This window comes from Chryseobacterium culicis (assembly GCF_900108365.1).
Classification (GTDB): Bacteria; Bacteroidota; Bacteroidia; order Flavobacteriales; family Weeksellaceae; genus Chryseobacterium; species Chryseobacterium culicis.
Genome location: NZ_FNWQ01000001.1, coordinates 689,464 through 708,438, shown reverse-complemented (window position 1 = coordinate 708,438; position 18,975 = coordinate 689,464). Strand labels below are relative to the sequence as shown.

Below are 18,975 nucleotides of genomic sequence, written 5' to 3'. Positions count from 1 at the left end.
TTTTTTGTTTTGTCTTATCCTAGAATTTTTGCTACAGTAGCACCGATATCAGCTGGAGAATCTACTACGTTGATTCCGTTTTCTCTCATGATTTCCATTTTTGCCTGAGCTGTATCTTCAGCACCCCCTACGATAGCACCTGCGTGCCCCATTGTTCTTCCTTTAGGAGCAGTTTGTCCTGCAATAAATCCTACAACAGGCTTATTAGATCCGCTGGCTTTGTACCATCTTGCAGCTTCAGCTTCAAGACCTCCACCAATTTCACCGATCATTACAACAGCTTCAGTTTCAGGATCGTTGATGAATAACTCTAATGCTTCTTTGGTAGTAGTTCCGATGATTGGGTCACCACCGATACCGATAGCAGTAGAAATACCGTAACCTGCTCTTACCACCTGGTCAGCCGCTTCGTAAGTAAGGGTACCTGATTTTGAAACGATACCTACTTTACCTTTTTTGAAAACGAAACCTGGCATAATACCAATTTTAGCTTCTTCAGAAGTAATGATTCCAGGGCAGTTTGGTCCGATTAATCTGCAGTCTCTGTCTGCGATATAAGATTTTACTTTTACCATATCAGCTACAGGAATACCTTCCGTAATACATACAATTACTTTGATTCCTGCTTCGGCAGCTTCCATGATTGCGTCTGCTGCAAATGCCGGTGGTACGAAAATGATACTTACGTTGGCTCCTGCTTTTTCAACAGCGTCAGCTACTGTATTAAATACCGGTTTTCCCAGGTGCTCGCTACCTCCTTTTCCCGGAGTAACACCACCTACTACGTTTGTTCCGTATTCAATCATCTGACCAGCGTGGAAAGTTCCTTCGTTCCCTGTAAATCCTTGTACAATTACTTTAGAATCTTTGTTTACTAAAATTGACATTTTATTGTTGTTTTAATTTATTTATTATTTTATTAATGCTCACAAATTTACTTAAATTTCTTTGATTTTAGATAAAACCTTTAGAATTGTTTATTTGAGATTTCTCAGCTTTACTTCTTTTTTCAGATACGTTTTAAAATCTTCTGCAAACATGCCGATATAGGTTCCTTTTTCAAGATCTCTGTTTACTCCTGTTTTTCCCAAAAGTACGGATCCTGCCTCTATTTTGTTTCCGGAAGCGATACCTACCTGCCCCCATAATGTAACCTCATCACCAATGATACAGCATCCTGCGATACCTACCTGAGAAGCAATAAGACATTTTTTTCCGATAACGGTATCATGCCCGATCTGGATCTGGTTATCCAAAACAGAACCTTCTCCAATAATGGTGGAATCTGTAACCCCCCTGTCAATCGTACATCCGTTTCCGATCTCTACATTGTTTTCGATGATCACATTTCCCACTGAAATCAGACGGTCGAAATTTCCGTTCAGTTTTCTGTAATAAAATGCATCACCTCCTAAAACGGTATTGGACTGGATAATGACATTATCTCCAATTTCCGTACGGTCACCAATCACTACATTAGGGAAGATCAAAGTATTTTTTCCGATTTTCACATTATTCCCAATCACGGCAGAGGCGTGGATCTTTGTGCCCTCTCCTATTTCAACATCATGAAGCTCTTCTGTGAAATTGTATATTCTGGTAAAGTGCGTATTGATTTTATTAAAGTCTCTGAAAGGATCATCAGAAACTAAAAGTGCCTTTCCTTGCGGACATTCTACTTCTTTATCAATTAAAATAATAGTAGCGGCAGAATTTAATGCTTTGTCGTAATATTTAAGGTGATTAACAAAAACAATTTCACCTGGCTTTACCATGTGAATTTCATTGGTTCCCAATACTTCAAAATCTTCAGGACCTACAAATGTAGATCCTATTAAATCTGCAATGGTTTTAAGCTTTTGCGGAGAATGAAATCTCATAACAATAGATTTTCTTATAAAACAAAATTCGGACTGCTGATGCAAACCGAATTTATGTCAATTTTATTTATTCTTTTACTCTTTCTAAGTAGCTGCCGTCTTCAGTGCTCACTTTAATTTTGTCTCCCGGTTCAATGAACAAAGGAACCATTACTCTTGCTCCTGTTTCAACGATTGCGTTTTTAAGAGCATTGGTTGCCGTGTTTCCTTTCACACCCGGATCAGCTTCAATGACATCCAGATATACAGATTGTGGAAGTTCCGCAGAAAGTGGAGTTTCATCAGCTTCTTTCAAAATGATGGTTACTTCTTCACCAGCTTTCATAAACTGAGAATTCTCGATCATTTCTTTATTGATATATAATTGAGAGAAGTCATCATTGTTCATGAAGTGGAATCCGTTCTCATCATCATACAGATACTGGAATTTTCTGGTGATTACTTTTACTTCATCTATTTTGTGTCCTGCAGAGAAAGTATTATCAATTACTTTACCGTTGGTCACTGATTTTAATTTTGTTCTTACGAAAGCAGGTCCTTTTCCTGGTTTAACGTGAAGGAATTCGATTACTTTAAAAATATCATTGCTATATTCGATGCAAAGACCTTTTCTGATATCGTTACTTGTTGCCATTAATTTTGTAAATATTTATTTTCTTTTATTAAACTGTATTCCTTGCCCTTGTGGCATCATTCTGTTAAATGTATTATTATTGAACGTATTCACATTATTATTCAATCTGTTTACATTCATCTGAAGATCAGATTTATACTGATCGGCAGTTCCAAAGATAGAACTTCCGGTATTTTTCTGTTTCAGAATACCATTTAAGTTATTTTTTGCAATACTATCATTAGATCCTTCAGGAAGTTTCCTTACTATGGTGAAAGGTTCTTCTTTTTTTACCGTTTCAGACTTTTCCGCTTGCTGTGCAGACAAAAAAGAAGTTGCTGAAAGCGCTGTAAGTACAAGTAAACTTTTCATAGCCTGATAGTGTTTATTATTAAATTATTCTCTATCCTTTCCGGTTCCGTATCCTTTCACGATACCTCTTGGTGAGTTTTGAATAAACTGTAAAATTTCATCTCTTTCAGCCGTTGGAAGCATTTCTTTTTCGATGTGGGAAATAGCCTGAGAAACGTTCATCTTCATCTGAAAGATGGCTCTGTAGATTTTCTGGATTTCAAAGATTTTCTCATTGGTAAATCCTCTTCTTCTTAAACCTACAGAATTGATCCCTGCATAAGACATGGGTTCTCTAGCTACTTTTACATAAGGCGGAATATCTTTTCTTACCAGGGTTCCTCCGGAAATCATCACATGTTTCCCGATTTTACCAAACTGGTGAACTGCTGATAAACCTCCCATTACCGTATAATCTCCAATCTCAACGTGTCCCGCAATACCGCAACCGTTAACAATGATAACGTGATCTCCGATAACACAGTCATGAGCAATGTGTGAAGTAGCCATAATAAGGCAGTGTGCACCTATTTTGGTATATCCCAGGGCTTTTGTTCCTCTGTTAACCGTAACACATTCTCTGATTGTTGTTTCGTCACCGATAATCACCTGGGTGTCTTCGCCATCAAACTTCAGATCCTGAGGAATTGCGGAGATTACTGTACCCGGGAAAATCCTGCAGTTCTTGCCGATTCTTGCCCCATCCATAATGGTTACATTAGGACCAATCCAGGTTCCTTCTCCAATTTCCACATCCCCTGCAATAGTAGTGAAAGGTTCTACGATCACATTTTTGCTGATTTTCGCACGTTTATCTACGGCTGCTAATTGATGAATCATTTAATCAACTTTATTTTTTGCAACTTGAGCCATCAGCTCTGCTTCTACTGCTACTGCATCTCCTACATATCCATATCCCTGCATATGAACAATTCCTCTTCTGATAGGCTCTATTAATTCAATTTTGAATATCAGCGTATCTCCCGGAATTACTTTTCTCTTGAATTTTACTTTATCAATTTTGATGAAATAAGTAGAGTAATTTTCAGGATCCGGAACGCTTGCCAATACAAGAATACCTCCTGTCTGTGCCAATGCTTCTACCTGAAGTACTCCAGGCATTACAGGTTCTTTAGGAAAATGTCCTACGAAGAAAGGCTCGTTCATGGTTACGTTTTTCAAACCTACTACGTGAGAATCTGAAAGTTCAAGAACTTTGTCAATCAATAAGAACGGAGGTCGGTGAGGCATAAGCTTCATAATTCCGTTGATATCGAATACGGGTTCTTTTGTAAGGTCAAAATCCGGAACGTTTTTCTTTTTCTGCAGTTTCCACTGGCGGTTTAGTTTTTTTGCAAACTGAGTGTTCACATAGTGTCCCGGTTTGTTGGCAATAACTTTACCTTTTATTTTTACCCCTGCCAAGGCAAGGTCACCAATTACATCCAGCAATTTGTGTCTCGCCGCTTCGTTAGGATAGTTTAAATTAAGATTATCAAGAATACCGTTTGGTCTGATAGATACATTATCTTTTCCAAAGGCTTTCTTTAATTTTTCTGTAGTTTCAGGAGTAAGATCTTTATCTACATATACAATAGCATTGGAAATATCTCCTCCTTTGATCAAACCATGATCCAAAAGCATTTCCAATTCATGCAGGAAGCTGAATGTTCTTGCTGATGAGATTTCGTCTTTAAATTCTGAAATATTTTTAAGAGTGGCATTCTGGGTTCCTAAAACTTTAGTCCCAAAATCTACCATGGTCGTTACTTCGTAAGTATCTGAAGGAATGATTGTGATTTCTGAACCTGTAGCCGGATCACTGTACGTAAGAACTTCTTTTACAACAAGATATTCTCTTGCTACGCTCTGTTCTGCTACCCCTACACTTTCGATGGCTTCTACAAAGTATTTTGAAGATCCGTCCAGAATAGGAGGTTCTGAGGCATCCATTTCTAAAACTGCGTTATCAATATCACAACCTACAAGGGCTGCCAAAAGGTGTTCGCAAGTGGTAATTTTTACGCCTAATTTTTCTAAGGTAGTTCCTCTTTCCGTTGCTACCACATAATTTACATCTGCTTCTACCTGTGGATGTCCCTCCAAGTCTGTTCTTACAAATACAAAACCTGTATTTTCTTTAGCAGGTTTAATGGTAAGTTTTACTTCTTTACCAGTGTGAAGACCAATTCCAGAAAGAGTAACCTCTTGCTGAAGTGTTTTTTGCATATCACTCATTAGTATTATCTTTTGAGTTATTCTCAAGATTATTTATTCTGTTTACAATTCCGGGTAAATTCCTGAAATGAACATAACTTCTCAAATAGTCATTGTAACTGATTGCCGGCGAACCATACAATGTTTCTCTATCATTAACGCTGGAATTCACGCCGCTCTGAGCCTGAATTTTCACTTGATTTCCTATTTTGATATGTCCTACAACTCCTACCTGTCCACCAATCTGGTTCCAGTCTCCAATGGTAGTAGAACCTGCAATTCCTGCTTGTGCTGCAATTACATTGTTCTTCCCTATTTTCACATTGTGTGCAATCTGAATCAGGTTGTCTATCTTGGTTCCTTTTCCGATAACGGTAGAGCCTATTGTAGCTCTGTCTATACTGCAGTTTGAACCAATTTCAACATCATCTTCAATAATGACGTTTCCAAGCTGTGGTATTTTCTTGAAGCCTTCTGCTGTTGGCTGAAAACCAAAGCCATCACCTCCAATTACCGTATTGGAATGAATCACACAATTGTCTCCTATGATACAGTAGTCATAAATTCTGGCACCACTGTCTATCTTACAGTTTTTACCAATTTTTACTCCTTTTCCTATATACACATGCGGATAAATCTGCGAACCTTCCCCGATTTTAGCTTTCTCGGAAACATAGGTAAATGCCCCGATATAGGCTTTATCTCCTATGACAGCTGTATCGTGGATGGATGAACCATTTTCAATACCTTCTTTTCTTCCCTGCATTTCCTGATATAGATTCATCAGAATCTGGAAAGAAAGATAAGCATCTTTTACAACGATTAAGGTAGGATTATAATTATTTTTAACCAGAAGTTGTTCTGAAACGATGATAACGGAGCATTTTGAGGTATCCAGAAAATGGGAAAATCGATCTTGTGCTATAAAAGAAAGATGTCCTGATTCGCCATTTTCAATTGGTGAAACCCCTGTAATAAGTGCATTTTCGTCACCTATTATTTTTCCGTCAATAAAACTTGCAATTTGCGAAGCTGTAAATTCCATATTCTGCAAAGATAAGAAATTCTATAATTTGCAAACACGTTTTAGTTTCAGATCGTAAATTTTAATATTCTTTAAGATTCCAGTCCGGAGATATCTCTAGGAAACATAAGGATATAACGGGTAGTCTTATTTACAATTAACCCCGATAAAAGCTGGTCTTCCGACTCATGAAGTCTTGTTCTTTTACCATTTTTATGCAGTAAATAGATAGGCTGCTTGTCCGCATGATACGGCAGCAGTTTTCGTTTTATTTCATGCACCAATTCTTTCCCATTATTGATTCCGAAAAATTCATTGGTCTTTTTTATTTTTTCGTCAATTAATTTCCCGTCAAACGGATGTGATGAAATAATGGTTTTCGGTAAATTTCTCTGAATTACACATTTACACCAATAAGAAAGAACAAAGTCGTCCGAATTCTGCCATTCTTTCATGGCCTGAATTACATCATTGTCGTCAAGCTTTGTAAATCTTTCTATATCCTCATCCGTAGCTGCACTCTTTTCACGGTATAGGAAATATTTCAGATTATCCGTTGCAGGAAGCTCAGCACCGTGGGAAATCAGGTATTTTGCCCTTTCAAGAATTTTTACCAATAGAAATTCTGCCAGGGCGGAAGTTTTATGATAATACACCTGCCAGTACATGAACATTCGGGCTGTCAGGAAATTTTCTATGGAATAAATTCCTTTTGCATCAATCACCAGTTCGCCCTCTTCACATACATTCATCATGGAAATAATTCTCTGGGTATTAATATTTCCTTCAGAAACGCCTGTAAAAAAGCTGTCTCTTTTCAGATAATCCAGACGGTCCACATCCAGCTGTGAGGAAATCAGCTGATTGAAAAATTTCCTGTGATATTTTCCCTGAAACATTTCAATCGCCATTGAAAGCTGTCCATGAAACTCCTCATTAAGCTTATTCATCAGCAATAAAGAAAGGTTTTCATGATGCCAGTCATCCATCAGCATACTTTCCAGGGCGTGAGAAAACGGACCATGACCAATATCATGCATCAGAATAGCCAGCATCGCTCCTTTTTCCTCTTCCTCAGAAATTTTCACTCCTTTCTGCTTCAATGTTTCCAAAGCAGTAAACATCAGGTGCATTGCTCCCAGTGCATGATGAAACCTCGTATGAGTGGCTCCCGGGAAAATCAGGTTTAAAAGCCCTGTCTGCCCTATCCTCCTCAATCTCTGAAAGTAGGGGTGTTCAATGATATCAAATAAAATTTCGTGAGGAATTTTGATAAATCCATGAACAGGATCGTTGATGATTTTTAGCTTATTCTGCATTGAAACGTCAATATTAGCAACAAAGTTAGGCATTTTAAATTTGAGTTCCGGTTAATTTCATGTTAAAAGAAATCTGTCTCCGCAGCGTATTTATTCGGCAGAAACGTTTGCAGCTGTTGTATTTTAAGCCTATCTTTGAAAGAAAACACGACCACTCATTAATGAGAAAATATGCTCTTCTTCTTTTAGTATTTTTAAGTTTACATTTTTCCGGACAAATGGTAACCGAGACCGAAAAACTTGAATCGCTGTGCAGAGTTTGGGGGTTTTTAAAATATTACCATCCGCATGCTGCGAAAGGAAATCTGAACTGGGACAAACAGCTTTTTCAAAAAATTAATGAACTGGAGAATATCACGGATAAACAATCTTTAAATAATTTGTATTCGGAATGGATTGAAAACCTTGGAGAAATTCCTTTATGCAGAGAATGTTCAGTAAAGGATCATCAAGAATACTTCCTAAAAAATTTTGACTTAAGCTGGATTGACAATGCTCAAATTTTCTCCAGAGACGTCACTAAGAAGCTCCGCTACATTGAAAGCAACCGGAATTTAGGAGACAACCATTATTTCGGAAAAGGCGGAAGAAAAATATATTTCAGGAACGAAAAGTCATATGGCTCAGAGTTTACATCCAAAACAGTGAGCCTGCTGGAGTTATTCAGATACTGGAATTATGCAGAGTATTTTTTTCCTTATAAGTATGAAACCGACCAAAGCTGGAATACCGTTCTTACAGAAATGATCCCAAAGTTTCTGATGGCTGACAATACAACAGATTATCACTTAGCATTGGCAGAACTGGTCGCCAAAACAGATGACTCGCATGCTTATCTTTTTTCCAAAGAGATTTACAGTACACTGTATGGCAGCCGAAAGGTTCCTGTAGAATATTCTTATGCTGAAGGAAAATTAGTCGTTACAAAAATTAACAAAACCCGTCCCAAAAGTCAAAACCCTCTGCTTCCGGGAGATGTCATTTATGATATTGAAGGAAAAACAATTCCCCAGCTGATTAACTTTCTGGGAAAATATGTACCGGCATCTAATTCATGGGGTAAAGTCAGCAAAATAAAAGATAAGCTTCTTTTCAGCAAGAAGGATTCTATTGCTTTAAAAATTGAAAGAGGCGGACAAAATCTGGAAATAACCACCAAAACATATATCGTTAAGGATATTATTCGTGAAAAAATTCCGGTTCCCCAAAAGTGGAAATTCATTGATGAAGAAGAGAAAATTGGATATGTCAATATGGGAATCATAGAAAAAGAAGACCTGGATAAGATGTTTGCAGATTTAAAAACTGTAAAATCCATTATTTTTGATCTCAGGAATTATCCCAGAAAAACGATCATCCCGCTAAGTTATCTTCTTCTTCCACAGCCTTCTGTTTATTATCAGTTTACTTTTCCTGATACGGGCTATCCCGGCAAATTTTACAGCAGGAAAAACGTCACCGGCAGAAAAAACACGGAATACTATAAAGGTAATGTCATCGTTCTAGTAGATGAGAACACCCAAAGCCAGGCAGAAACCACCGCAATGATGCTCAAACAGCATCCGAAAGCTAAAGTTTTTGGCAGCAATACCTCAGGAGCCAACGGGGACGTCATTATTTTTAAAATTGCTGATCTTGACACAAGATTTTCCGGTCTTGGAGCCTATTACCCTGACGGAAGGGAAACGCAGCGGATAGGAATTATTCCGGACGTCATTGTAAAACCTACGGTGAATGGCCTTCAAAACGGAAAAGACGAAGTTCTGGAAAAAGCTTTGGAATATATAAGAACAACCGAATAAAGTGAACAAAATTGTGAAATATTAAATGGTATTTTCATTTAACTAATATTTAACTTTTAATATTTCTATTTTGTGAGATTTTAAAAGGATTTGGTCAACATTTTGATAGAATAACCATGTAAAAAATAAATTATGTCAGAAAAGATATTATGGATAGATGATGAAATAGATTTACTTAAACCTCATATTGTATTTTTAGAAAAAAAGGGTTACCAGGTAACTCCTGTTAACAATGTGAACGAGGCTTTGGAACTTATGGACTCAGAGAAATTTGCGTTAACGCTGATTGACGAAAATATGCCCGGAATTTCCGGTCTGGAAGCCATCCCGATGATTAAGGATAAAGATAATTCCTTAAAAATTGTAATGGTAACCAAAAGTGAGGAAGAGCATATTATGGAAGAGGCCATAGGATCTCAGATAGCAGATTATATCCTGAAGCCTGTAAATCCTAACCAGATATTGCTTTCCCTCAAAAAAAATCTTCAGCAGGATAATCTGGTGGAGCAAAAAACGATTTTACAGTATCAGCAGGAATTCAGAAACCTGTCTATGGAACTTTCTTACCTGAGAACGTATCAGGAATGGGCGGAATATTATAAAAAGATTCTGAGCTGGGAAATAAAATTTGATAAAGTGGCGGATAATGAATTTGCTGATCTGCTGCAGTCTCAGAAAGAAGAAGCTAATATTCAGTTTGCTAAGTTTATAGAAAAAAATTACGAGCACTGGCTTACGGATTCGGATAAACCTATGATGAGCCATACACTTTTCAAGGAAAAGATTAAACCTGAAGTGGAAAAAGAAAAAGTTCTTTTACTGATGGTAGATAATCTTCGCTATGATCAGTGGAAAGTTATTGAACCTCTGTTTACTAAATATTACAATAAGATTTCTGAGGATTATTATTACAGCATCCTTCCTACTGCCACCCAATATGCAAGAAACTCTTTCTTTGCAGGACTGATGCCTTCTGAGATTGAGAAACGTTTTCCCGACAAGTGGTTTAACGACAATGAAGAAGGAAACAAAAATGAATTTGAGCGTGACTTCCTGGAAGATCAGATGAAGAGGATCGGCCTCGGATCAAAATCTATGAAGTACCTTAAAGTACTGAATGCGGATTTTGAAAGAAAAATTTACGATGATTTCAATCAGCATAAAAATAACGACCTTCTGGTAATTGTCTATAACTTCATTGATATTCTTTCTCACGCTAAAACAGACAATCATATTGTAGATCAGCTGATCCGTGATGATAAGACGTTCCGTTCTCTAACATTCAACTGGTTTGAAAACTCTTCTTTGATGAAGATCATTAAAACAGCCGCAGAAAACGGATATAAATTGGTAATCACTACTGATCACGGAACGGTATATGTGAAAAAACCCAGTAAAGTGGTTGGAGACAGAGAAACATCCACCAACATCAGATACAAAACAGGTAAAAGCTTAACGTATGATGATAGTGATGTATGGGCAATTACGAATCCTGAAAAACTTTTTTTACCTAAAGGAAATTTGAGCTCGAAATATATATTTGCCAAAAACAATATATTCCTGGCTTATCCTAAAAATTACAATCATTTTGTTAATTACTATAAAGAAACTTACCAGCATGGGGGCATTTCACTGGAAGAATGTATTATCCCTATCAGTATTTTAGAACCCAAGTAGTTTTTTTCATAGTTTATTTAATTTTGGGTTAAAAGCGGAAAAAATCGAATGATTTTTTCCGCTTCTGTTTTTAAGGCACTTATTTTGCATACAACAAGACACACACATTAATAATATACATTTATGAAAAAACACATTTTTATTGCCGCAGCATCTGCCGCATTATTTTTAACTTCATGTAATAAGGAAAAAAAAGCAACAGATGCCAGCACTACTGTAGACAGTATCGCTTCCAAGCCGTCTGATTCAGCAGCTGTGGCAGGAACTCAGGATGAAATTGTAAAAAGTACTTCGAAAGATAAAAACGGCAAGACGCTGGAAATGACTTTCAATAATACGAAAAACACAGCAACCGTGGTATTCAACAATGAAACGATTGAATTACAGGGACAAAAACCAGCCTCAGGAATATGGTACAAAAATGATCATTATGAGCTGAGAGGTAAAGGTGAGGAAATAGAACTGACCAAAGATGGCAAAACTGTTTTTAAAAAGTAAAATCACTTTATAATCCTATAAAAAAGTCGGCTTTGAAATTCAAAACCGGCTTTTTTATTTCTGCCTGTTTATTATACTTCATATCTTCGTAAAAAATAAATCATGTTTATTATTTCGCTTACCTACAAGAGTTCTATAGAAAATGTAGAACAGCATATTCCTCAACATAATATTTTCCTTAATAAATATTATGAATCAGGAAATTTTATAGCTTCAGGAAGAAAGGAACCCAGAACAGGAGGTATCATCATCGCGAATGCAGCGTCTCAAAATGACATTGAACACATCATCTCCGAAGACCCTTTTTATGTTCATCAGATCGCAGATTATGAGATTACGGAATTTATTCCTTCAAAATACAATGAAAATTTTAAACTTTTTATAGAAGACTAATGAGATTAATTACTTACAACGTGAATGGAATCAGGGCTGCCTTCACTAAAGATTTTTTAGGCTGGTTAAAAGTTGCCGATCCGGATATTATCTGTATTCAGGAAAGTAAAGCCGGAAACGATCAGATCGACATTGAAAGCCTTGAAAAACTGGGTTACCACAGTTATTGGCATTCGGCGGTCAGAAAAGGCTACAGTGGAGTCGGAATTGCCTCAAAAATCAAACCTAATCACGTGGAGTATGGCTGCGGTATCGAAAGTTACGATAATGAAGGGAGAATCATCCGTGCAGATTTTGATGGCTTTTCAGCTATTTCTGTGTATGTTCCTTCTGCTTCCAATATCGAGAGGCTGGATTTCAAAATGCAGTTTTGCCATGACTTTCTTGAGTACATCAAAAATTTAAAGAAAGAAATTCCCAATCTTATTATATCCGGTGATTTTAATATCTGCCATGAAGCAATTGATATTCACAATCCTATTGGTTTAAAAAACGTTTCGGGCTTCCTTCCTATGGAAAGAGAATGGATGACGAATTTTATGAATGAATGTGAACTGATAGACAGTTTCAGATTTTTCAACAGTAATCCTGATAATTATACCTGGTGGAGCTACCGACAGAATTCAAGAGAAAGAAATAAGGGCTGGAGACTGGATTATAACTTTACTTCTTACAGTTTAAAAGATAAGCTCTCGAGGGCTGCTATTTTAAAAGAGGCCGTACATTCTGACCATTGTCCTGCTTTACTGGAATTGGATATATAATCCACAAAATATTAGCGCATACAAAAAGCCAGCTGAATAGCTGGCTTTTTTTTAATTTAAATCATAAAATTAATCGACAATTTCATATTCAACCGGAATTGTACCGTGATTGGTATCTCCGATCTCATCGAACGCTGCTTTAGACATATCTAAAGATCTTGATGAATGGAAAGGCCCTCTGTCATTAATTCTCACTATTACCTCTTTACCATTCTTAAGGTTGGTAACCTTAACGTTTGTTCCAAATGGAAGCGTTCTGTTTGCTGCGGTAAACTTTGAGTTATCAAAGATTTCTCCGCTAGCGGTTTTTCTACCGTTAAATTTATCGTGGTAGTACGATGCATAACTTGTTTTTTTCGCATCTAAGGCATTACTCGTAAAAGAATAAACACCCAGGGTTGAAATCATCATTATGATTACGAGAATGAATCTTTTCATCATTTTGAACTTTTATTGGTTTTGACGGAGCAAATGTATCAGGAATCTTTATAAAACCCTATTTGATATGTTAAAAATAGTTAACCAAATGTTAATAAAATGTTAACAAACGTTGTAATCCCTTATGAATAGGGGTTTTGAGCCACATTGTTAAAAAGTGTTAAAAAAACTTGCAAAAAGTTAACATAATTAACTAATTTGTGCATAATTTAAATCTTGTGATTTTAAAAAATACTGATAATCAATATATTGCAAAATTGCTAAAGTTAAAATAAAACCTATACAATCTACATTTACTATGTAAAGTCTTAAAAGCAGGATCTTGAAAATAGTTTCTTTCAGAAGCGGTTTAGTCCCCTACAATATGATTTCTGAATTAAATTTTAACATCGCTCATTTTGTTAAAATTCAAAAGTCAATGCACTGCTCCGAATTTTTTCTCAAATCATTAAAAAACGAATTGCTGGTGATGAATTACCCGTCAAAACAAATGAACGCAAATCTCGTAAAATATAAAAAACCAATGATTTCTCATTGGTTTTATATCTGTACTTAAATAAATTATTTATTTTAAATATTCCAGAACATAGTCATAAGTTCCATTAGGATATACTACAGACATACTAGGAGATCCTGTAACAGCAGCTCCTGTAGCTGGGTCGTATGAATATAGTTCTCTAGAATATACCGTATTACTACCAGCTTTATAAATAGTAATTGCATACATAGCAGTCATTCCCGTTGGAGCAGGAATTGTAACTGAAGTACTTGTACCACTTGCAGCAAAAGTTCCTTTTATACCGTATACCTGTGCACTGTTAATTTGTCTGTTGGTAACCGTCTCAGTGGTAAGAATATTTTCTCTAGTACCAGCATTTGCGATTGGTCTCCATACCCCACCTGTAGGGTTTGTTGTTTTATTATCATAGTACCAAAACCCAGGAAAAATCGGCTCTGATAAAGTTCCGCTAGCTGCAGTACCAGTAGATGCTGTATTGTAAACAATCATGCCGTCAAACCTGTTTGGGTTATTACCAGCATTATATAATGTACCTTGATTAGCTAATGCTAATTGGGTGATATCAGCTCTAGGGAAAATAAATCCTTTACCTAAATTAGCAGCAGTAACGTTAGCAGTTGAAGAAGCATCTAAAAAAGCTGAAGAAGCCTGAATTGTATTATCTCCAAAAGTTTGATTACCTTTAATCTGTGCGCTCATGTAACTTCCTAAAACGGATAACATAACAGCAGCTATAGTAGACTTTATATTTTTCATCTTAAATTTAAATTTTAAATTATTGTGTTTGTAATTATTGTCCTCCTAATGCATACCAGTTAGTACCGTCTGTAATAAACTCAGATCCAAACTGCTGCAAAACAGATAATGATTTTGTTAAATAATTAGTATTCAAGTTAGTCAAATTGTGCTGAAGTCCATCAATTGATATAAGCGTTAACTTCTTTCCAACCATAGCTGCAGTAGGAGTAGGTAATTGGATCTGTCCAGCTACACCACCTGAAAACAATACTACATTCCCCAAATCACTTGGAAGAATTACCATGCTTGCAGATCCTGCAACAGTTCTGTAAGTAGGAGGAGCTGCCGCTGTGCTGCCAGCACCTACAGCAATCCAAGTAGAAGATACAGAGTCATAGTAATAAAATCCTACAGCTGTAACATTAGCTGTTTTAGTTGTAGCCGTTCCGTCAATTGTAGTAACGAAAGCAAGTGCACCATTTTGAGCAGCCGTATAAGCTGCATCTTTTGCATACAACTGAGATCTTGTCATACGAGGGACTAGTAAGGCATCAGGTCTGGTATTATCCGTAGTAGTTGCTACTACGTCCAGTGTTGCGGCAGGCGTGGTCGTGTTAATCCCCACTCGCCCTGTAGTCTGAGCCTTAGAAAAAGCCGAAAGGCCAACAAGCATAATTGCTGTTAATAAAATTTTTTTCATAAGTTTTTAAAGATTTTTAATTACATTTTTTTTCATCAATATTTCCAAAAAGGAAATGCATCCCAACTTGTGAATATCATATTGAAACTAAAACTCTATTATAACTGTTAAAATTAAGTTTTACTCCCATTTTAATGATTAACTCATTGAAAGCATATTATTTAAAAATATTGCTTATTGCGCAAATTTAAGACATAATTTTCAAATTTTAATAATTAAAAAAAGAAAATTAAAAAATCTTAATTCTGCAAAATATTAACAATTTGATTGTCAGATATATAAAAACAGACAGCAGAGAAAATTCTATGTTAAAATTTATTAATATATTAATTTTATGAACTTCACTTCCGACTGATTAATAACAAGTTAGCTACACTAATTCTCCATATAAGTCAAACTCTTCCGCTGAAGTAATTCTGACCTCTGCGAACTCACCTATTGAAATATAAGTATCTTCGGCAGAAACCAATACGGTATTGTCTACATCGGGAGAGTCATACTCTGTTCTTCCGATGAAATAATTTCCTTCTTTACGGTCAAAAATACATCTGAAAATTTTACCTATTTTTTCCTGATTCTTTTCCCACGAAATCTGAGACTGCAGTTCCATAATTTCTTCTACCCTGGCCTCTTTTACTTCCTGCGGAATATTGTCATCCAATACATGGGCAGTAGTATTTTCTTCATGAGAATACGTGAAGCAGCCTAATCTGTCAAACTTCTGTTCTCTTACCCAATCCTTAAGTTCCTGGAATATTTCTTCTGTTTCACCGGGATATCCTACGATAAGCGTAGTTCGAATGGCCATATCGGGAACCTTTTCTCTGAATTTTCCTAAAAGAGCATCCGTTTTTTCGTGGGTAGTTCCTCTTTTCATAGATTTCAATAAATCTGAATTGATATGCTGAAGAGGAATATCTATATAGTTACAGACTTTAGGTTCTTCCCGGATAATATCCAGAACATCTTCAGGAAAACCGCTCGGGAAGGCATAATGAAGACGAATCCATTCTATACCTTCTACTTTTACCAATTCCTTCAGAAGATCACCTAATGCCCTTTTTTTATAAAGATCCAGACCATAATAGGTAAGATCCTGTGCAATAAGAATGAGTTCCCTTGTTCCTTTTTTCGCTAATTTCTGAGCCTCGGAAACTAATTTTTCGATGGGAGTGGAAATGTGTCCCCCTCTCATGAGCGGAATTGCACAGAAAGAACATGGCCTGTCACATCCTTCCGAAATTTTAAGATATGCATAATGTTTAGGAGTAGTGGTCAGTCTTTCTCCTACCAGCTCATGTTTATAATCTGCTCCAAGGTGTTTCAGGAGCATGGGAAGATCTCTGGTCCCGAAGTACTGGTCTACATCCGGAATTTCTTTAATCAAATCCGGTTTATATCTTTCTGAAAGACATCCTGTAACGAATACTTTTTCAACCTCTCCCCTGTTTTTAGCCTCTACATAATCAAGAATGGTATTGATAGACTCTTCTTTGGCATTATCAATAAATCCGCAGGTATTGATGACAACAATGTCACCACGGTCTTCGTGAACCACTTCTTTTCCATTGGCTTTCAGCTGGCTCATTAATACTTCAGAATCGTATACATTCTTGGAACATCCAAGAGTGACTACATTGATTTTCTTCTTCCCTACAGATTTTGTACGCATCGTTTTGATTTTGAGTCTGCAAAGATACAAAATATTGAAGAGTTAAGGATCAAAAAATAAAACCACTTTAGAAAAGTGGTTTTCAGGGATATACTTTAAAAGTTTTTTTCTTTAAATCCGGGAGCATTCTGGTCTTTATCTGAAAGCACGGCATCCTTTTCATCAATTTTCCAGTCTATACCAAGATCGGGATCATTGAATTTCACGCTTCCTTCTGATTCTTTATTATAAAAATTGTCGCATTTGTAAGAGAATACAGCGCTCGTGCTTAACACTGAAAAACCGTGTCCAAATCCTCTGGGTACATACAGCTGCAGTTTATTTTCAGCCGTAAGCTCAATACCGAACCACTTCCCGAATGTAGGGGAGTCTTCTCTAAGATCTACTGCTACATCCCATACGCTTCCCTCAAGACAAGATACCAGTTTTGCCTGGGCATGTTCTCCTTTCTGAAGGTGCAGCCCTCTAAGTACTCCGTAAGAAGACTTGGAAATATTATCCTGCACAAAGTGCCCGTTCATTCCTGTAAGTTCTTCGAATCTTTTTTCGTTGTACTTTTCAAAGAAGTATCCTCTATCATCTTCGAATACGGTAGGCTCTATGATATAGCAATCTTTAAGCGGAGTTTCTTTAATTTTCATAAATTCTATTTCAATACGGTTTTTACTGTTTTAAACAAAATCCTGACGTCATTTCTGAAAGACATGGTCTCAAAATATTCAAGATTCATTTTTACTTTATTGGGGAAAAGTATTTCATCATTATATGCTAATGGGTCATTCTGATTTTTCAGAATATTTTCTTCATCTCTGTATTTTATGCTTGCTTCACACGTTAATCCTGGCTTGAGTTCCAGTACTTTTCTGTCTTTCCCGGTAAGTTTGTCATAATACCCTTCAATATCAGGTCTGGGTCCGACAAAGCTCATTTCACCTTTCAAAATATTAAACAACTGCGGAAGTTCATCAAATTTAAATTTCCTGAGAGCCTGCCCTGTTCCGGAGCATGTTCTCTTATGTTCATGAATTGTTTTAAACTTAAAAATAGTAAATGGTTTTCCGTACTGCCCTATCCGGGTTTGAAAAAAAATACCATTGGAAGATGTGTCCAGACTTGCAACCACAAACAAAATGATCAGTATTGGCATAAACAGCAACACAAGTACTACTGCTAATATAAAATCAAAAATTACTTTCCAATATTTATACTGATTCATTCAAATGTGTACTATTAAATTTCAAAGTAAGTATGGATTACTTTTGTTATTCTCTCTCTGTCATCATCGGATAAATTAGAGCCTGAGGGAAGGCATAATCCGTTATCGAAGAGTTTTTCGGCAATGTTTCCTCCGTAATAAGGGGCAGATTCAAAAACAGGCTGAAGATGCATGGGCTTCCATAGTGGTCTTGACTCGATATTATCTTCTAAAAAAGCAAGTCTTAAACCTTCTCTGTTCTTCCCGGTAATTTCCGGATCAACAATGACTGCAGATAACCAGTGATTCGAATAAAAATCACTATCTGGTTCTGTAAATACGGTTACTCCTTCAATAGTACTGAAAATTTCAAGGTAGAAATCATGCATCGCTCTGCGGGCAGAAACTCTATCTTTCAGAACTTCCATTTGTCCTCTTCCTATTCCTGCCACAACATTACTCATTCTGTAATTGAAACCAATATGTGAATGCTGATAGTGAGGAGCATTATCCCTTGCCTGAGTGGATAAGAAAACAATCTGATCCTTATCTTTCTGGGTATGGCATACCAGTGCACCCCCACCTGAAGTAGTGATAATCTTATTTCCGTTAAAGCTTAACACTCCGAAACGTCCGAATGTTCCGCAAGCCTTTCCTTTGTAGGTGGATCCCAAAGCCTCAGCAGCATCTTCAATCAAATCTATTCCAAATTCTTTAGCGATAGCGGTAATTTCATCCATTTTTGCCGGCATTCCGTATAGGTGAACAACAATAACAGCTTTTGGTTTTTTACCTTTCTGAATTCTGTCTTCAATGGCTTCTCTCAATGCTTTCGGGCACATATTCCATGTATCTGGTTCACTGTCTACAAAAACAGGATTGGCACCACAATAAGCTATTGGATTGGCCGATGCAGAAAACGTCATAGACTGGCAAATTACCTCATCCCCATGCTGAACACCAGCTTCAATTAAAGCCAGGTGAATAGCTGCTGTTCCTGCTGATAAAGCGGCAACCTTTACGTTCTGATTCAGGAACTTTTCCAGGTCTTCTTCAAAACCGTTAACATTTGGTCCTAATGGAGCGATCCAGTTTTCTTCGAAAGCTTCATTGATATATTTTTGTTCGTTACCTCCCATGTGTGGAGAGGATAACCAGATTTTTGAATTCATAA

At 36.7% G+C, this 18,975-nt stretch carries 20 protein-coding genes; 5 read left to right on the top strand and 15 right to left on the bottom strand.

The window, feature by feature from the left end:
* Positions 1–14: 14 nt before the first annotated feature.
* From sucD to BLW74_RS03155, 8 genes are all read right to left on the bottom strand, one after another.
* A complete protein-coding gene (gene sucD, locus BLW74_RS03190) occupies positions 15–887 on the bottom strand; it encodes a succinate--CoA ligase subunit alpha (protein ID WP_089689997.1) in 873 nt (290 codons plus the stop codon).
* A gap of 90 nt (positions 888–977) precedes the next feature.
* Positions 978–1,880, bottom strand: coding sequence for a UDP-3-O-(3-hydroxymyristoyl)glucosamine N-acyltransferase (locus BLW74_RS03185; protein WP_089689996.1), 903 nt, complete (start codon positions 1,878–1,880; stop codon positions 978–980).
* Positions 1,881–1,947: 67 nt separating this feature from the next.
* Positions 1,948–2,514, bottom strand: coding sequence for an elongation factor P (gene efp / locus BLW74_RS03180; protein ID WP_089689995.1), 567 nt, complete (start codon positions 2,512–2,514; stop codon positions 1,948–1,950).
* Between the two features lie 15 nt (positions 2,515–2,529).
* Entirely contained in the window at positions 2,530–2,865 is a 336-nt protein-coding gene (locus tag BLW74_RS03175) for a hypothetical protein (protein ID WP_227413163.1), read from the bottom strand.
* A 24-nt stretch (positions 2,866–2,889) separates the two neighbouring features.
* On the bottom strand, positions 2,890–3,684 hold the full coding sequence (lpxA, locus tag BLW74_RS03170) for an acyl-ACP--UDP-N-acetylglucosamine O-acyltransferase (protein ID WP_034699162.1): 795 nt from the start codon (positions 3,682–3,684) through the stop codon (positions 2,890–2,892).
* Positions 3,685–5,082: a bifunctional UDP-3-O-[3-hydroxymyristoyl] N-acetylglucosamine deacetylase/3-hydroxyacyl-ACP dehydratase gene (locus BLW74_RS03165; RefSeq protein WP_089689994.1), complete on the bottom strand. Its 1,398-nt coding sequence runs from the start codon at positions 5,080–5,082 to the stop codon at positions 3,685–3,687. It lies immediately after the preceding gene.
* Entirely contained in the window at positions 5,075–6,106 is a 1,032-nt protein-coding gene (gene lpxD, locus BLW74_RS03160; protein WP_089689993.1) for a UDP-3-O-(3-hydroxymyristoyl)glucosamine N-acyltransferase, read from the bottom strand. The genes BLW74_RS03165 and lpxD overlap by 8 nt, the downstream gene beginning before the upstream one ends.
* 71 nt (positions 6,107–6,177) lie before the next feature.
* Positions 6,178–7,404 (bottom strand): HD domain-containing protein, encoded by a 1,227-nt coding sequence (locus BLW74_RS03155; protein ID WP_089690645.1) that lies wholly within the window; start codon positions 7,402–7,404, stop codon positions 6,178–6,180.
* A 161-nt stretch (positions 7,405–7,565) separates the two neighbouring features.
* On the opposite strand from BLW74_RS03155, the gene BLW74_RS03150 reads away from it, so the two are divergent.
* The 5 genes from BLW74_RS03150 (at position 7,566) to BLW74_RS03130 (ending at position 12,538) form a co-directional block, all read left to right on the top strand.
* Positions 7,566–9,206 carry a S41 family peptidase gene (locus BLW74_RS03150; RefSeq protein ID WP_167358366.1) on the top strand — a complete coding sequence of 547 codons (1,641 nt, stop codon included), beginning with the start codon at positions 7,566–7,568 and terminating at the stop codon, positions 9,204–9,206.
* 132 nt (positions 9,207–9,338) lie between these two features.
* The gene (gene porX, locus BLW74_RS03145; protein ID WP_089689991.1) at positions 9,339–10,883 is read left to right on the top strand and encodes a T9SS response regulator signal transducer PorX; all 1,545 of its coding nucleotides are present in this window, start codon (positions 9,339–9,341) and stop codon (positions 10,881–10,883) included.
* 123 nt (positions 10,884–11,006) lie between these two features.
* Positions 11,007–11,381: an MliC family protein gene (locus BLW74_RS03140; protein ID WP_089689990.1), complete on the top strand. Its 375-nt coding sequence runs from the start codon at positions 11,007–11,009 to the stop codon at positions 11,379–11,381.
* A gap of 102 nt (positions 11,382–11,483) precedes the next feature.
* On the top strand, positions 11,484–11,774 hold the full coding sequence (locus BLW74_RS03135; RefSeq protein ID WP_089689989.1) for a YciI family protein: 291 nt from the start codon (positions 11,484–11,486) through the stop codon (positions 11,772–11,774).
* Positions 11,774–12,538 (top strand): exodeoxyribonuclease III, encoded by a 765-nt coding sequence (locus BLW74_RS03130; RefSeq protein WP_089689988.1) that lies wholly within the window; start codon positions 11,774–11,776, stop codon positions 12,536–12,538. Before BLW74_RS03135 ends, BLW74_RS03130 begins: the two co-directional genes overlap by 1 nt.
* A 69-nt stretch (positions 12,539–12,607) precedes the next feature.
* Here the strand turns inward: BLW74_RS03130 and BLW74_RS03125 are convergent, their stop codons facing one another.
* From BLW74_RS03125 to BLW74_RS03095, 7 genes are all read right to left on the bottom strand, one after another.
* Positions 12,608–12,979: a septal ring lytic transglycosylase RlpA family protein gene (locus BLW74_RS03125; RefSeq protein WP_089689987.1), complete on the bottom strand. Its 372-nt coding sequence runs from the start codon at positions 12,977–12,979 to the stop codon at positions 12,608–12,610.
* 562 nt (positions 12,980–13,541) lie between these two features.
* The gene (locus BLW74_RS03120) at positions 13,542–14,252 is read right to left on the bottom strand and encodes a hypothetical protein (RefSeq protein WP_089689986.1); all 711 of its coding nucleotides are present in this window, start codon (positions 14,250–14,252) and stop codon (positions 13,542–13,544) included.
* A 34-nt stretch (positions 14,253–14,286) separates the two neighbouring features.
* Positions 14,287–14,907, bottom strand: coding sequence for a hypothetical protein (locus BLW74_RS03115; RefSeq protein ID WP_139265685.1), 621 nt, complete (start codon positions 14,905–14,907; stop codon positions 14,287–14,289).
* A gap of 397 nt (positions 14,908–15,304) precedes the next feature.
* Positions 15,305–16,606 (bottom strand): 30S ribosomal protein S12 methylthiotransferase RimO, encoded by a 1,302-nt coding sequence (gene rimO / locus BLW74_RS03110; RefSeq protein WP_089689984.1) that lies wholly within the window; start codon positions 16,604–16,606, stop codon positions 15,305–15,307.
* A 95-nt stretch (positions 16,607–16,701) separates the two neighbouring features.
* The gene (gene rfbC, locus BLW74_RS03105) at positions 16,702–17,247 is read right to left on the bottom strand and encodes a dTDP-4-dehydrorhamnose 3,5-epimerase (protein ID WP_089689983.1); all 546 of its coding nucleotides are present in this window, start codon (positions 17,245–17,247) and stop codon (positions 16,702–16,704) included.
* 5 nt (positions 17,248–17,252) lie between these two features.
* Positions 17,253–17,822: a sugar transferase gene (locus BLW74_RS03100; RefSeq protein WP_089689982.1), complete on the bottom strand. Its 570-nt coding sequence runs from the start codon at positions 17,820–17,822 to the stop codon at positions 17,253–17,255.
* Between the two features lie 14 nt (positions 17,823–17,836).
* Positions 17,837–18,973 (bottom strand): DegT/DnrJ/EryC1/StrS family aminotransferase, encoded by a 1,137-nt coding sequence (locus BLW74_RS03095; protein WP_089689981.1) that lies wholly within the window; start codon positions 18,971–18,973, stop codon positions 17,837–17,839.
* Between the last annotated feature and the right edge of the window lie 2 nt (positions 18,974–18,975).

Coding starts and splice junctions, on each gene's coding strand:
- sucD (WP_089689997.1), bottom strand. CDS start 887: ATGTCAATTTTAGTAAACAAAGATTCTAAAGTAATTGTACAAGGATTT.
- BLW74_RS03185 (WP_089689996.1), bottom strand. CDS start 1,880: ATGAGATTTCATTCTCCGCAAAAGCTTAAAACCATTGCAGATTTAATA.
- efp (WP_089689995.1), bottom strand. CDS start 2,514: ATGGCAACAAGTAACGATATCAGAAAAGGTCTTTGCATCGAATATAGC.
- BLW74_RS03175 (WP_227413163.1), bottom strand. CDS start 2,865: ATGAAAAGTTTACTTGTACTTACAGCGCTTTCAGCAACTTCTTTTTTG.
- lpxA (WP_034699162.1), bottom strand. CDS start 3,684: ATGATTCATCAATTAGCAGCCGTAGATAAACGTGCGAAAATCAGCAAA.
- BLW74_RS03165 (WP_089689994.1), bottom strand. CDS start 5,082: ATGAGTGATATGCAAAAAACACTTCAGCAAGAGGTTACTCTTTCTGGA.
- lpxD (WP_089689993.1), bottom strand. CDS start 6,106: ATGGAATTTACAGCTTCGCAAATTGCAAGTTTTATTGACGGAAAAATA.
- BLW74_RS03155 (WP_089690645.1), bottom strand. CDS start 7,404: ATGCAGAATAAGCTAAAAATCATCAACGATCCTGTTCATGGATTTATC.
- BLW74_RS03150 (WP_167358366.1), top strand. CDS start 7,566: ATGAGAAAATATGCTCTTCTTCTTTTAGTATTTTTAAGTTTACATTTT.
- porX (WP_089689991.1), top strand. CDS start 9,339: ATGTCAGAAAAGATATTATGGATAGATGATGAAATAGATTTACTTAAA.
- BLW74_RS03140 (WP_089689990.1), top strand. CDS start 11,007: ATGAAAAAACACATTTTTATTGCCGCAGCATCTGCCGCATTATTTTTA.
- BLW74_RS03135 (WP_089689989.1), top strand. CDS start 11,484: ATGTTTATTATTTCGCTTACCTACAAGAGTTCTATAGAAAATGTAGAA.
- BLW74_RS03130 (WP_089689988.1), top strand. CDS start 11,774: ATGAGATTAATTACTTACAACGTGAATGGAATCAGGGCTGCCTTCACT.
- BLW74_RS03125 (WP_089689987.1), bottom strand. CDS start 12,979: ATGATGAAAAGATTCATTCTCGTAATCATAATGATGATTTCAACCCTG.
- BLW74_RS03120 (WP_089689986.1), bottom strand. CDS start 14,252: ATGAAAAATATAAAGTCTACTATAGCTGCTGTTATGTTATCCGTTTTA.
- BLW74_RS03115 (WP_139265685.1), bottom strand. CDS start 14,907: ATGCTTGTTGGCCTTTCGGCTTTTTCTAAGGCTCAGACTACAGGGCGA.
- rimO (WP_089689984.1), bottom strand. CDS start 16,606: ATGCGTACAAAATCTGTAGGGAAGAAGAAAATCAATGTAGTCACTCTT.
- rfbC (WP_089689983.1), bottom strand. CDS start 17,247: ATGAAAATTAAAGAAACTCCGCTTAAAGATTGCTATATCATAGAGCCT.
- BLW74_RS03100 (WP_089689982.1), bottom strand. CDS start 17,822: ATGAATCAGTATAAATATTGGAAAGTAATTTTTGATTTTATATTAGCA.
- BLW74_RS03095 (WP_089689981.1), bottom strand. CDS start 18,973: ATGAATTCAAAAATCTGGTTATCCTCTCCACACATGGGAGGTAACGAA.